At 69.5% G+C, this 13,948-nt stretch carries 8 protein-coding genes; all 8 read left to right on the top strand.

The genetic code is table 11. The features are described from left to right. The first annotated feature begins 87 nt into the window (after positions 1-87). From IT361_04415 to IT361_04380, 8 genes are read left to right on the top strand one after another with little or no spacing between them, the layout of a single operon-like run. Positions 88-3,363, top strand: a complete 3,276-nt coding sequence (locus IT361_04415; GenBank protein MCC6316916.1) for a hypothetical protein — start codon at positions 88-90, stop codon at positions 3,361-3,363. Further along, positions 3,363-5,666, top strand: coding sequence for a hypothetical protein (locus IT361_04410; protein ID MCC6316915.1), 2,304 nt, complete (start codon positions 3,363-3,365; stop codon positions 5,664-5,666). Before IT361_04415 ends, IT361_04410 begins: the two co-directional genes overlap by 1 nt. A gap of 32 nt (positions 5,667-5,698) precedes the next feature. Further along, positions 5,699-6,622 carry a hypothetical protein gene (locus tag IT361_04405; GenBank protein MCC6316914.1) on the top strand — a complete coding sequence of 308 codons (924 nt, stop codon included), beginning with the start codon at positions 5,699-5,701 and terminating at the stop codon, positions 6,620-6,622. Continuing rightward, positions 6,623-7,453: a hypothetical protein gene (locus IT361_04400; protein MCC6316913.1), complete on the top strand. Its 831-nt coding sequence runs from the start codon at positions 6,623-6,625 to the stop codon at positions 7,451-7,453. Continuing rightward, positions 7,450-8,376 carry a hypothetical protein gene (locus IT361_04395; GenBank protein ID MCC6316912.1) on the top strand — a complete coding sequence of 309 codons (927 nt, stop codon included), beginning with the start codon at positions 7,450-7,452 and terminating at the stop codon, positions 8,374-8,376. The genes IT361_04400 and IT361_04395 overlap by 4 nt, the downstream gene beginning before the upstream one ends. Further along, entirely contained in the window at positions 8,376-8,624 is a 249-nt protein-coding gene (locus tag IT361_04390; protein ID MCC6316911.1) for a hypothetical protein, read from the top strand. The genes IT361_04395 and IT361_04390 overlap by 1 nt, the downstream gene beginning before the upstream one ends. Further along, on the top strand, positions 8,621-11,446 hold the full coding sequence (locus IT361_04385; GenBank protein MCC6316910.1) for a hypothetical protein: 2,826 nt from the start codon (positions 8,621-8,623) through the stop codon (positions 11,444-11,446). Before IT361_04390 ends, IT361_04385 begins: the two co-directional genes overlap by 4 nt. A 49-nt stretch (positions 11,447-11,495) precedes the next feature. After that, positions 11,496-13,889 carry a CHAT domain-containing protein gene (locus tag IT361_04380; GenBank protein ID MCC6316909.1) on the top strand — a complete coding sequence of 798 codons (2,394 nt, stop codon included), beginning with the start codon at positions 11,496-11,498 and terminating at the stop codon, positions 13,887-13,889. Positions 13,890-13,948: the final 59 nt, after the last annotated feature.

The raw sequence follows: 13,948 nt of genomic DNA, 5'->3' as shown, positions 1-13,948 counted from the left end.
GCCGATTCGGGCCGCACTCGTCGCAGCACCCGCAGATTCGCCGTCGGCCGGTGGCACGAGAGCCCACCATCAGCCGTATGGGAGTTCATGGGGCACGCTCGTCGCGCGAATCTGTTCGTGGTGATCGCCGCGCTTGGCATCGGCGGCGGGTGGGCGGCTGCATGGCTCTGGCCGAATGCCCCCCTCCTCGCGTGGTGGCTGGCCTGCGCCGTCGCCTTTGGCATCTATCTGTCGTTCTCGGGGGGGAGCGTCGGCCTGCCGGCGCGGGCGGCTCAGATCGTCCTCCTGCACGGCGTGCTGATTCCATCGAGCCTCCTCACGACCCAGCTCGCGGCGCGTCGGCAGGTCAGCTCCACGCACCTGCGCTACCGTGGCGTCCACGTCGAGACGGATTCGGTCACGATCGGGGCGGGCCTGCAGGGCGCGGATGTGCTGTTTCCGTTTGCACCCGAGCAGGAGACGCCGTGGCGACTCACCGTCGTGCGGCGCGCCGGGGCCTGGTTCCTCGTTCCGCCTGACGAGGTCGAACACGCCCGTGTGTCTCCCGACGCGTCGGCGCCACAGCCATCACTCACGCGACGGGTCGCGAGCCTGGTGCGCCTGCGCGAATCATCGTCGAGTGCGGTGCTCGGCGCGCTCCTCGCGGATACGGCGAGTCGCGCAGTCGTGCATGACGCCCGCGGTCGGCCGCTGGAGACGTTTGCGCTTGCGTGGCGAGATGGCGCCGTGGTGCTTCGATCGCAGACGATGGGTGACTTTCTCCTCGCTCCCGCCAATCCCCGGCTCGCTGCACGCTATCAGCGCCTGCTCCGCGCCGGGACGTCCCTCGCGGCACTGGACCGCGCGGGCCCGCGCGCGAACCTCGTCGACCTGCCCCTCGACCGATTCGTACGGGTGCAGGAGCTGTCGCGGCGTCAGGACGTCAACGGCAACTGGCCCGGTCTCCTCGCCCCGCTGGTCGAACGTGCCGGCGACCGGCGCTTCCTGCTGTCCGCGGTCAGTCCGCTCGTTGCCCGTGACGCGATGGCGGAGACAACCCGTGGAATGCGTTTGGCCGATTCCACGCGCGTCGAGGTCCGTCATGGCGGCGGCACGTGGCGATTCGACCTGGTGAGCACACGGCGCGAACGGTCAGCCGCGCCGGGGCTCTCCATCAGGTTTGTGCGCAACCCGCGCCCGCTCGACGCTCCGCTGCCGAGCGGCACCAGTTGCGTCGACGGTGAAGCGTGCGGGCTGCTGTCCCTGCGGCAGTTGTCGGCCCCGGCCGCGTACGTGTGGCTCGGGTCGGCGGGCCTCGATACCACGCGCTTTGCCCTGCTCGCGAGCCTGCGGCCCGCCGCCGACGGCTTTGACGTCGCGGTCGACCGCCAGGTGCTCCACGTTCAAGGTGCGGCCGCCACCTACGTTCCCGCGACGCGCGCGCACATCACCCCCAACGGGTCACGCGAGGCGGCGTCTGCCAACCCCACGCACTTCGTGATCCTGGCCGCGGCCGAGAACCAGCTCGAAGGGTTGACGCGGATCGCGATCGTGGCTGGCGCGCTCACGGTGCTGCTGCTCGTGGTGTGGCAACTCGTGCGCATGAGTGGCGGAATGGTCGCGCGCAATCGGAGCGTGAGCGAGCACGGGCTCGCCCTCGCGCTGAGCGCGTTCCTCGCGCTTCTCGTCGCTCGGCTCACGGTCGGCGCACGCGTCACGTTCTTTCCGCCGTACAACGAGGCCGGGCTGGAGACGGCGATTGGCATGACGGTCGCCATCACGGTCGTGGCCCTCGGGCTGCTACTCTGGTCGCGGTGGGTGCCACCGCTGCTCGTGGGACTGCACGATCGATCGAACCTCGCCTGGACCCGGGTGCGCGCGTGGCGGCCGTTTGCCAACGTGCGCAGCCGCGCGCGCCGCGGTTCGCTCATCCGGTGGTATGCCGCGGCAGTCATCACGCTTGGGCTCCTCGTGATTGCTTCACGGAGCGCCACGCTCAACGGGCTGCTGGTCGGCGCTCTCGTACTTGGCACGTGGTTTCTGCTGGCCTGGGTCAGTGCCTTCGCCGGGTCAACGTTTCACCGGTTTGACGGTGGGCCGTGTGAGGTCATCGAGCACGCCGTCGACGTCGAGCGCTCGCTCACGGACGGTCGCCTGCTGTCCGCCGCTGATCGACAGCTGGCGCTGGTGCCGCTGCAGTGGACCATCGCGCTATGGATGCCTCCCCTGGGCGTCGCCATCGCGGTGGTGCGCTGGGTTGTGTCTGTTGTGCGTCGGGCGGAACCTGGCTCGCGGCCCGGCCTCGCGCAGTTTGGCGTGATGGTGTCGGTCGCGGCGATCGCGGCACTCAAGTGGATGAGCGAAAACGGGGCGATGGCGGCGTTCCTGCTCGTTGTCCTGGTCGCGCTCGTGAGCGTGCGCATCGGACGCAGCCTGGCCGCGCACCTCGCGCTCGCCTCCAGAGCAGGCGTCGCGGCGATTCCGTGGTGGCAGGTGACCCTGCTGCTGGCGGCGCCGCTCCTGTTGCTGTTGCCGCTCGCGGCGCTCGACATGGGCCTGCTGCTGGTCATGGCGATTCCAATCGGCGCGGCCGCGCTGCTTGCCGTCGGTTGGACAGCCCTGGCGCGCGCCGGACGCATCGCAGTGAGCCTGCTCATCATCGCCGTCGTGTGGTTCATGGGCTCGCGCGTGCTCTTTCCCTCGATCGGCGTCATTGGGTCGCGCGACGCCACGTACGTGGACCAGGCGACCGCATTCGAACGCATGCAGGGCGTTCTGGGGTTCCGGGTGCCAATCGGGCCAATCAATCGCTCGCTGGAACGGGCAGCGGCGCGCGCGGTCGCCACGGTCGACCAGGCCGCGGCGGAGCGCCTGCTGGTCGCGGCCCGACCGGGCGAAGCGCGCGACCTGCTCATCCCGTCGATCGAGCAGACCTGGGGAACACGCGCGTACGCTGCGGCGGGGCTGCTCGGGCGAGGGCTCGGTCGCGCGCCGGTGGGACGCGGCGGCATCGCCGAGGCCGTCTCATACGCCGAGAACAGCTATGCGGTGTACGTGCTCCAGGAGCATGGCGCGGTGGGGGGCGTGGCGTTGCTGCTGGCGTATGCGTGCTTTGTGGTTGCGATCCTGCTCGCCCTCAGGCGTCAGGCAGACACGGTCGGGCTGCGGGCGAGTCGCGCCCTCTTTCTGGTGGCGGCATTGCTCATCGCGATTCCGGCGGCCTACGTCGCCCTGTCCAACCTCGGCGTGGTGCCGATCACCGGCCAGAACATGCCGTTCCTGGGCCTCAACGCCTGGAGCGACGTGGCCCTGTGCGCCGGGGCGGTCGGAATGCTGCTCGCCGGCGGCATGCGTACGCAGACCATGCACCCACCAACGACCTGATGCGCATCTTCCTTCGGCGGTTGGGTTGGACGCTGCGACAGGTCGTGGGTGCGATCGGCTTCGAGCACGCGGTGTTTCTCCTCGCCCTTGCCGCACTCGGTGTGAGCATCGTGCTGACGGTGACCGCGAGTACCGGATCCATCGCCGATCTCACGTACGACGGAGCACGCGACGAGACGCGCGCTCTGGTGCGCAACCGTGGCGGCGACTTCGTGTCGCACGCACGCGTGCGCCTTTCGTCTTCGGGGCAACGCATCGTGGTTGATTCGCTCACCGCAACCGGTGACTCCACGGAGCTGCCAGCGCTTGGGCGCGGCGGCTATCTGCGGGATCAGATCGATGCGTTCAACGCCGAAGCGAGCAAGCGTGCCTGGTTGCCGGCGCTGCTCGGACGCGAACCGACCGGTCCGCCCGCGGTGTCGCGTTCGTTGCTCAGGCTCGCGCGCACCGATGCGGGGACCTGGGTCGTGAGCGAACGCATGAACGCGTCGCCGCATGCCGTCAGGGCGCCAGGCACCGAGCGCGAAGGAGCGATCGTGCGCCCTGCAGGCGCACGCACCGGGCCGGGAGTGATCCGTCGCTTCGCTGACGAGTTGCTCGACGGTCGCACGACGTCATCGCGCGTCGATGCGCCGGCCGCGTGCCACGCACGAGTGATCACGCCCAGGGAGCGACTGCTTTCCTGTCTTTCGCCAGCCGGACTTGGTGTGGGCAAGGGCTTTGATCTTCGTGTAAAGAGCGACGGCGCCGATTTCGCCGGGGGCGGACTCGCGTTGTCGCGCGAAGACGGCTCCGCGTTCTGGCTGAACGGCGCCCGCGTCCTGCGCGAAGCCCGCGCGCGCACGGGCGACCTGGTGTTCCTTCCGGGAACGGGCGCGCTGGCGTTTTCGCGCATTGACCCGGACCGCCTGAGCGGCCCACAGTGGATCAACGGACGCTCAACGTTCCAGGCGACCGGCACGGGTTCGCTGCGCCACTTTGCGCGCGCGGGCCGGCTCATGGCACTTCCTGACGGCGAGCAGACGCTGACGCTCAGCATCGACGCGGCGCTCACCCGCGACATCGATGAGGAACTCGCGCGCTTCATCGCCGAGCGGCGTGACTACGTCGAGCAGGCCTCGGTCGTGGTGATGGACCTCGCGAGTGGCGAGCTCAAGGCCATTGCCGAATCGACCACAGGCGACGAGCCGCTGCTGGCCATGGAGCCGGTACTGCTTGGCTCGATGAGCAAGCCCCTGCTCGCGGCGGCGATCCTCTCGCAGCAGCCGCGACTCGCCGACCTCACGATCACGAGGAGCGAAGGGCGCTTTGGGACGGTGCGCGGCCTGCCGCTGGTCGCCGGGATCGCCAATCCATCGAATGGTTGTCCGGCGGTCGTGGACTTCGAGCACTTTCTCGAGTGTTCGTCGAATCAGTACGCTGCCGAGTTGTTCATCGCCTCGTTGCAGGATGGGGCAGGGGCGACCATCACCGATCGTCGTGGGCGTGTCGGGGGCGCGGTGCTGTCACAGGCGCCGGTGGTGGATGGGCTGCTCGGGCTCTTCGATGACGTGGACGTGGTTGCTGATCGTCGTGCGGGCCGCACCTCGCGCCTCTGGCGTCGGGACACCGTGCCCAATCCCGCGATCGACGTCGTACCGCGCGACGCGAGCCTCCTGCCGTGGGTCTCGCGACCGTGGTTCATCTATCCCGACTCCATCGGCGTGCCGGTGGACTGGCTGGCCCGGTTTGCGATCGGGGGATGGGAGAATCGATGGACGCTGGTCGGGGCGATGGAGGCCTACGCGCGGATTGCCACTGATCGCCGGGTGCACCTGTCCGTGCGCCAGCAGCCCGCGGGGGGCGTGGCGCGGTTTGGCAGTGTGCCGCGTGAGGCCGCGCGCGCGTTCGCCAGGGTGCGCGGCGGCCTGGCGCTCGTCACCAGTTCGGGCACGGCGTCGGGGCTCGATCATACCATTGCCGCGATCGGCCGGTTTCCTGATTCGATGGTCGTGATGGGCAAGACCGGCACGCTCAACGAAGCGGCGTCGGCCGATGCACCGGATGGCGTGTTTCTCAAGGCACTGGCCCTGGTGGCGGGTATCCCGGCTTCGTCGTCGGCGAATGCGCCACTCCGCTGTGGGGTCGGGGCTATCGTGTACCTGACGTTCCGGGACGATTGGGTGGAACGTACGGGGGCGGTGTCGACCGCGGCGCTGCCAAGCCTTCATCTCCAGTTCGCCCGCTCGTCGCTGGCCGGCGCGCTGGCCCGGCAGTGGCGGCGCCACGACCCCTGTGCGGGATCGAACGCGGCGCCACGTTAGGCCTTCCCCAGGGATCCCCCGAGTCCAACGACGTGTCCGACTACCTCATCATCGGCCCGACCAAGTCCGGAAAGACCGGCCTCCTGGCGACACTCGCGCAGGCCTCCTGGTCCTACGAACTGACCGAAGAAGGCACCAGCGTGCGCGTCCTGCGCCCGAACCCCGCCATGAGCGCGCTCGCCGACCTGGCGCAGGGCACGATTCGCGAGGGCATGTTGCCCATGAGCGCAACGAACGAGGTGATCGAATACGAATTCACGCTGCACGTCCAGCGCCGCAAGGTCGCGTTCCTCCCCTGGCCAACGCAGGAGACCGAGGGGCGGTTTTCGCTCTGGGACGGCCCTGGCGGCGCCCTCTTTCCCAACCCCACGGCGGGCGGCGCGTCGTTCGACATCGTCGAGTATCGGCGATTCCGGGATGCGCTCGTCGAGTCACTGACCCGGGCGAGCGGCCTGATGCTGTGTCTCGACTCCACCGACAACACGCGGGCCCTCGAGATGTTCGAGGCGCTGCCGGGCATCATGCGCGACACCGGGCTCGCCACGCTGCCATGCAAGCGCGTGGCGGTCTGCCTGACCAAGGTCGATTCGCGGTTTGCGGACAAGGGCACGGAAGCGCGCGCCACAGCTGAACGTGAATCTCCGCAGGCCTGCTGCCGCTCCTTGCTGCCGAGCGTGATCTTCCGCGTGCTCTCGACGTTCTGCGCCGACGCGCAGTTCGGGTTTGGGTGGACGTCGGTCTACGGGTTCACGCCGGACGGATCCCCAAACTACGACGAGGCCAACCAGCGCCTTGCGCAGTGGGAGCTGACGGCGGCTGGCGCCAACGCGCTCATCGAGCGCTGGGTGCCGTTCCGCGTCATCGACCCGTTCCTCTGGCTTGCCACCGGCACCGCGCGCGACCTGGAGGTCTACGCTGCCGGCGAGCTGCCGCACATGTTTGCTCCGTCACGCTGAATGCAGGTCACGGTGATCGGACCGACCGGTTCCGGCAAGACGATGTACCTTGCCGCGCTCCTGCGTGCCGCGTTCTCCGTGCGGCGGGCTTCGCGTCCGATGGTCGTGCGCGCCGATCCGCGCAGCGCCGCCGCCGTCGCGCTCGATGACTCGGCCACCGCACTCCTCTGCGGGCGCAGCGTGCCGGCCACGAGCGCTGTTTCCCTTCTCGAGTTCTTTGTCGACCTGCCGGGATCCAGGTTGTTCGGCATCGGAAAGGAGTCCATGCGACTCTCGATGGTCGACGTACCCGGCGGCGGGTGCATGCCGGCGCCCGGGTGTGAGGTCGACGCACTCGTGGTCCAGTCGATGGCTGCCTCCGATGCCCTGCTGGTCGTGGTACCCGCGGCGCCGGCAGCGCGACCGGCCGACTTCACCGAGCGGCTCCGGCACATCATCTCCCTTGCTGTGAAGACGCGCCGTCAGCGCCAGACGTTTGCGTTCACGCGCATCGCCGTCGTCCTGACCATGGCCGAGCTCCTCGTTGCTGATCAAGGGCACGCGGCGCTGGCGACGCTCGAACTGCGCGACAGCGCGCACGAGGTCGCGGCCGCATGCGCGGGTCTGCCGTCACTCGTCAGGCAGCATGTGCCCCCTGGTGGCGACTGGTATTCCATGGTCTCAGCGCTTGGCTTTGATGTCGCGACGGGGGAGGTCGCGTGCGAAGCCTCGACCTCCGGATGGCAGCTGCGCACCAATGGCCAACCCTTTCGCGACGACTGGTTGCCATATCGCGCGTTCGAACCGCTGGAGTTTCTTGCGCGAGGTGTCTGCTGGAGGGAGCGGCCATGAGCGTGATCCAGGTGATACGGCATGGTCGCGCCCGCCTTGGTGCGGGCCTTCGTAGCGGGATCGGCCGCGGGCTGCGGCGCGCGCAGGGCAGGCCGACGCGCGCGGCGGCGCTGGTGGCGTTCCTCATGGGGACGTCGTGGGTCGCGACCGAGGTGACGTTGCGCGGTGGTGAGGGCGGCATCGTCATCGACTGGATGCTCGTGACGACGTGTGCGATGATCGGCACCGTGGTGGGTCTCGGGACGCGCGGGCGCATGACCACGGCCGGTGAGGTCGCGGCCAACACCGAGCTGGCCGAGCTCGTCGTGCTCGCGATGTTCATGCTGCCGGCCCTGATGCTCGTCGTGTACGGCGTGGCACTGCTGTTGTCCGCCGGCATCGTGACGGCGGAGTGGGCGGTGTGGGTCGTCGCGATCACGCTCTCCGTGTTGCTGCAGCTGACGGTCTACGCATTGGCGATCGGCATGCTCGTCGCGATCGCCGAGGCCGGCATTGTCGGGCTCGTGGGTGTGGTGGTGTACATCGTGTTCATCACGGCGATGGGTCTCAGGTTCGCCGGCGATGGCACCGCGGCGTGGGACTTCACGATTACCAGATGGGTCGGTGGGTTCCGGGAAGGCATCCAGCCATGGACGTTTGTGGTGACGGCGTTGCGCCGCGCGCTCGCTCCGCTCGACCACGGCGCGCTGATGTCGGTGCTCGGTTCTGTCGTCCTCGGCGCACTGCTCGCGTTGGGCGGAGCGCTCACGCTGCGTGGCGCACGGCGCGCCCTGATGCGATATGTCCGGCTGCGCCCATACCTGCCGATGGGCGCTGCTCCTGTGCCCGACTCGGTGCCCCTGATCGATCGACGGCTTCTGTTTCCCGCGGCGACGTACATCGCGCTGCTGTTCGGTACCATCCTTGTCGTGCGGGTCTTCTGATGGCCCATCCCACGATGTTCGATCGCGCGATGCGGCTCCTGCCGGCCATGAACTGGGAGATGCATGTGCTGCACAGCGGCGTTGGTCGCATGGCCACGCGTCGACCCTGGCTCGGGGTGCCGTTGGCGACCGCCGCGATCGTGGTGCTGTGGCTGTTGTACTGGGCCGCGGTGCCGCTGGTGCTGATCACGATGTTCGTCGCGTGGCTTGTCCGCCCGCTGGAGGGCTGGCTGGGAGGTCGACCGTGACCACGACGACGTGGGAGCATTTCGTCTATGGCAAGCGCGTGCAGGCTCCGGACGGGCCCATCGTTCCGGGGTCGGAGCACGGCTGTACCGGTCGCAGCGCAAACTTTCCGATGGCGCTGGCGGGAGAGTGTCACCCGGCGAAGATCGGGCTCGGTGATCGTGACCCGCGGCGCTGGGCCCAGTGCGCATGGGCAAGGACGGGCGGCATCGTCACGGGTGTGGCGATGCTCGAGGGAACGCCGTGGGTCATCTGTGGGCGACAGCGGGAACGATCCGAAGGCGGGGAAGGTGTCGACGGACGCTTCTACTCCGAGGTCCACTATGCGGCGGCGGACGCCACGCAGCTCGCACCGCATGCCATTGCCGGGCTGGCGAAGGTGCTGCTGGTGGAGCCGCGCACCACGGTCGACCTGGACCTCGCACCGCTCCAGGTCGTGGACGACGACCCGCAAGTGCTCGCGCCGGAATGGTTCGACGGCGTGCGTGTCCTGTTGCGTGGCGTGATGTCCGGCGTGCCGGTGAACGTGCAGGACTGGGAGACGATGCCCGAGGCATTCCTCCAACTCGCGTCTGCCTGCCTGGCGGCCATGCCGGCGACGCTCCGCTGTCGGATCCCGGTAGGCGCGGGGCTCATGACCATGGATACCGCGGTGGCGATGGCCTCGGGCATGGCGGCGCTGGGAGGCCTGCGTGTCATCGGAGGAAACCCGAAGAACGCGCAGGACTTCGATCTCACGCCCGGCATCGCGTATGTGGAGTGGATCGAGCCGCTGGTGCGCCAGTGCACGACGGTCGCGCAGGTGGCCGCGGTCGTGGCGCGCCGGCTGCCACGGCTCACGGCCCCGGACGCGATCGCCTACGACCTCGACTGGCGTGCGGCGTCCCTCCGGGTCGCGCGCGCGGTGCGCGAGCAGTCGGCGATCGGCGCGATCCTGTCCGGGTCGGCTCCCGCCGCGAGCGCGACCGCGGCCGAAGACTTCGTGGAATCCCGGGACGAGCTGCTCGAGGCGCTGCTCGAACGCGCCCTGGAGTCTCGCACCATCCATCCGCTCCTCGTCGACTCCGCCGCACCGGCCTTTGCCGAGGCATGGAAACGCGCCCTGAGCGCGTCTGGCGGCGAGGTGTTGCGCACTCGGCGGGCGCTGGCCATGCTGCTTGGCGTCGAGTCGATCACCGATGCGCGCGAGCTGGCGCACGTTGCGGCGTTCGACGTTCCCTCTCCGGCACGTCAATCTGTCGTTGACCGCCTGACGAGGGCGGTGGGCGCGTCAACATCCGGCGATGCGTGGATTCCGCTGCTCACGTCCGCCGATGGCGCGGCGTGGGTCGATCAATGGGTCGACGCGGCAAGCGCACGACTGTCATGGCTTGCGCTGCGCGAAGCGGCCCGCCACGGACCCTCGCACCTCCTCGACGCGCTTGGCGACCAGCCGATGGCCCAGGTCGCGCGCCGCCTGGCCGGCGGCTCGAGTGTCGAGGCGCCGGACCTGTCGGCGCTCTTCGCCAATATCGAGCGCGACGACGCGTCTGCCGTGGATGCCCTGGTGAACCGATGGGCGGAGCACAGTCCCTGGATGGCGTTTCACATCGCCGAGTGCGCCCTCGAGCACGGCGTGTCGTCTGCGCTCTCGGCGAGTGATGGGGCGCGGTCCGACATGGCGCGTCGGCTCGTGACCGAGGTGTTGCGCGACGAGCGACCGCTCGGCGGGCTCATGGTGCGGGCCCTGCTCGCGCAGCGAGCCACGTTCGTGAGCGAGTCCCAGCGAGGGGCACGCCTGCGCGAGCGCCTGGGTGCTGTCGTCGGAGATCCGTATTCGGCGGCGCTCTTTGGCGGCGAGCCACGAGGGTGCACGGGACCGTTTGGGGCTGCGGCATCGGACTACTTCGCCGCGGAAGGCATGGATGCCCGGGACGCCGACCTCGTGATGCAGCAGTTCGGGCGCTATCAGGGCGACGCGCAGGTGCTTGCCGTCGACCTGTTGCGTCGATGGATCCAGCAGCCACCTGCCCGAGGGCTCAACGGCTATCCGGTGGCCAACGCGATCCGTCGCTTTGCGCACGGCGAGCCCACCCGCGACCTGATGCTCAAACCCGAGGAACGCAGCACCGTGGTGCGCATCGCGCAGGCGCTGCAGCTCCCGACGGGCACCATGCTGCGTGCGGCACACGACGAGACGCTGCTCGATGTCGTCGTGCAGCTCTGGAGAGCGCCCGAGCCAGTGCCACTCGGCGTCGAGCAGTTGCAGGTGCTTCTCGAGGATGTGCTCGACGACCCGGATGTACGCGCGCGCTGGACGAACCGCATCCGCAGTCGCGACTGGGGTGGCGCGCCCGGGTGGCGCTGGGTGGCCGGAACGGCACGCGCGGTGACGGAGGTCGAGGAGGAGGTGCTGCGCAAGCTCAAGGGTCGTCGACTGCTGCACCTGCTGATGGCCGACGTCCCGTTGCCCGATCGCGCGCTCGAGAGGATCACCATGCCGGAGCTGGACGCGTACCTCGACCAGCGCCCACGCGACGGCCTGCCGGTGTCGGAACTGCGGATCGAACTCACGGCTCTTGGCCGGTTGCTCGACGCGGCCGTGTCACGCGGGCTCAAGGGACTGGTGAGGGACGTGGCGGTGCGCGCGGTGGCGATCGCGAGCCGCAAGCTGTCGAAGGAGTCCGTGATCGAGAGCGTGAGCACCGATCGCGGGTTCCTCAAGCGCATGATCCAGCGCGACAAACTTCCCGAAACGCCAACCGAACTGCTGCAAGCGGCGTTGCGACACCTGGACGCGGACCCGGCGTCCTTTGTGCGGGACCACTGGAAGAAGAAGCGCTGAAAGCCGCCCGCCCCTGTTGCGTCCGGGAGCGGCGGCGGAGATTCGAGCCATGTCTGCCTGCCGGGTTCTGGCCGCGATCGTACTGAGCGCAGGGACGCTGGCGCGCGCCCAGTCCCCGGCCGCGCCGACGGACGGTGGGCAGGTCGACTCCGCGCGCACGATCGCCCGCGCCTGCGACGCGCTCCGCTACGGCGCGGAGGGACTGCGCGAATCGGACCGGGAGCGTCAGGCCGTGCTCCTGCTCCGGCGTGCCGCGCGGGCCCGCGTGCCGCGCGCGGCCAGCGTGTGCCTCGTTGCCCGAGCTGACGTGCGCGCGCTCGCCGGCGACGTGGCCTTTCTCATCGACAGCATCTCCGCGTTCCTGCGGACCCTCGACGAGTTTGGCGAGCGGCGCGCCGCGACGGATCTTCGACTGATGCGTGGTGGCGCGCTCATTGCACCCGGACGTCTCCAGATGGCGCGCGACGATCTCGCGCGCAGCATGGCGGACGCACGCGCCATTGCCGACACCACGCTGGAGTTCTACGCCGCCCTCAACCTCTCACAGCTCCTGTACGCGAGCGGTGACCCGGTCTCGGCGTTCCGGCCGGCGAAGCGGGGGATCGACCTCGCACCACACCTCGCCGCCGCCGAGCGCGCAGTCGCGGTGTCGCTCGAGGGAGACATCCTCGCCAATCAGGGGCAGTGGGTCGAAGCCGCGGCGCTGTACGACAGTTCGTCGCGACTCGCGCTCCAGGCCGGATACGCCGGGGGGGCGGCCCACGCCATGGAGCTGCGGGGTTCCATGGCCATGCGTCTCGAGCAATGGGACCTGGCACAGGCTGTCCTCGAGGCGGCCCTGCGTACCCTGACACGTGGCGGCTATGGTGGCAACGTCGGCCAGCTCAACTACCTGCTGGCGAGTGTGGCGTTGCGACGCGGTCGGTTCAGGGAGGCTCACGTTCGACTGAACGCTGCCGCGCGTGACGCCCTCGCCGACGGCAACCTGCTGTACTTCATCAGGCTCAGGGAGGCCGAGCTGCGCTGGCGCGAGGGCGACCTCGATGAAGCGGCCCGTCGTCTGCATCAGGCAGCCGATGTCATGGACCAGTACCGCACGACACTGACCCATCGCGACGTGCGCCTGACCGCCTTCGAGGCCTCGCCTGATGACACCGATCCCGATGCCGGAGTGGCGTCGATCCTCGCGGCACTCGTGGTGCACGGCCGCGCGCGCGAAGCGCTGGAGATCACGGAGCGCAGCCGAGCGCGCGAGCTGATCGCTCGGTTGCGTGCGCCAACGGCCGCGCGCGACGCGAGCGGCCTGGCCCTGCGGCTCCAGCGTGGATTGCCGTCGGGCGTCGCTGTCGTGGAATATGTGGTGGGCCGCGGTGGAGAGCCGACGTCGATCCTCCTCGTGACCCGCGACACCATCCGGGGGTTCGTCACCACGCCCGTCGATTCGCTCGAATCGCCAATCGCCAGGCTGCGTGCCACCCTTGAGGGCAGCGGCAACGCGGTGAGTGTGGCCTCCACGTTAGGCGCCGCACTGGTGGATTCCGTCGTCGCGCACCTCCCACCGACGACCAGCACGCTCGTCATCGTCCCCGATGGCGCCCTGCATCGCGTGTCGTTCGACGTCCTGCGGCTCGCCGATGGACGCTATGTCTTCGAGCGGTTGGCGACCAGCGTCGCGCCTTCCGCGGAGGTCGCGCTCGCGATGTTCGAGTCCGCCCGGCAGGTGGGCGAGGGCGTCGTGGCGGTCGGTGGCCTCACCTACCGGTCGGCAGTCGGGGACTCGCTTCCCCCGTTGCCTGACGCGGCGCGTGAAGCGGCCATGGTCGCGAGGCTGAGTCGGGCGTCGACGCTCCTGCGCGGAGCGAGGGCCACCATCGCCGCCTTCGCCGCGACCGTGCGTGACCCTCGCGCCATCATCCACATCGCCACTCATGCGAGAGCCGACGAATACGGCGTCGGGAGCGGCGCGATCGCCTTTGCCGCGGACAGCAATGATGACGGAATGTTGACGGCAACCAGCCTGCTCGACCTTGGGGTCCGCGCCGACCTGGTCGTCCTGTCGGCCTGTCGCAGCGGCATTGGCCCTCTGGTGCGAGGGGAGGGCATGCAGGCGCTCACCGCGCCGTTCGTGGCCGCCGGGACGCGATCTCTGCTCGCGACAATGTGGATCGTCGGAGACCGCTCCACGTTCCCGCTGATGACGGAGTTCTACCGGGAGCTCGCCGGCGGGCAGCCGGTGGCCGAGTCGCTGCGCCGCGTGCGCGTGCGTGCCTGGCGATCCGGCGCACCGCCGCGAGAGTGGGCCGCGTTCGTGGCCGTTGGCGATCCCACCGTGCGCATCGCATTGGATGCGCCACGTTCACCGCACGTCGTCTGGGTGGCCGTGGCGGCCCTGATGGCGGCGGTCGCAGCCTTCGCCGGGTATCGGACTGTGCGCCGCGCCTAACGGGGGTCTGTGGCGCACGGTCTGTACGTTCCACGGTGCCCCGAAGCGCATGCCAAGCG

This window comes from Gemmatimonadaceae bacterium, assembly GCA_020846935.1.
Lineage (GTDB): Bacteria > Gemmatimonadota > Gemmatimonadetes > Gemmatimonadales > Gemmatimonadaceae > RBC101.
The sequence above is the reverse complement of the archived record's forward strand: the minus strand, read 5'-3'. Positions and strand labels throughout refer to the sequence as shown.

Excerpts from the sequence above, each read along its gene's own strand:
- IT361_04415 (MCC6316916.1), top strand. The coding sequence starts at position 88 with ATGGGGCACGCTCGTCGCGCGAATCTGTTCGTGGTGATCGCCGCGCTT.
- IT361_04410 (MCC6316915.1), top strand. The coding sequence starts at position 3,363 with ATGCGCATCTTCCTTCGGCGGTTGGGTTGGACGCTGCGACAGGTCGTG.
- IT361_04400 (MCC6316913.1), top strand. The coding sequence starts at position 6,623 with ATGCAGGTCACGGTGATCGGACCGACCGGTTCCGGCAAGACGATGTAC.
- IT361_04395 (MCC6316912.1), top strand. The coding sequence starts at position 7,450 with ATGAGCGTGATCCAGGTGATACGGCATGGTCGCGCCCGCCTTGGTGCG.
- IT361_04390 (MCC6316911.1), top strand. The coding sequence starts at position 8,376 with ATGGCCCATCCCACGATGTTCGATCGCGCGATGCGGCTCCTGCCGGCC.
- IT361_04380 (MCC6316909.1), top strand. The coding sequence starts at position 11,496 with ATGTCTGCCTGCCGGGTTCTGGCCGCGATCGTACTGAGCGCAGGGACG.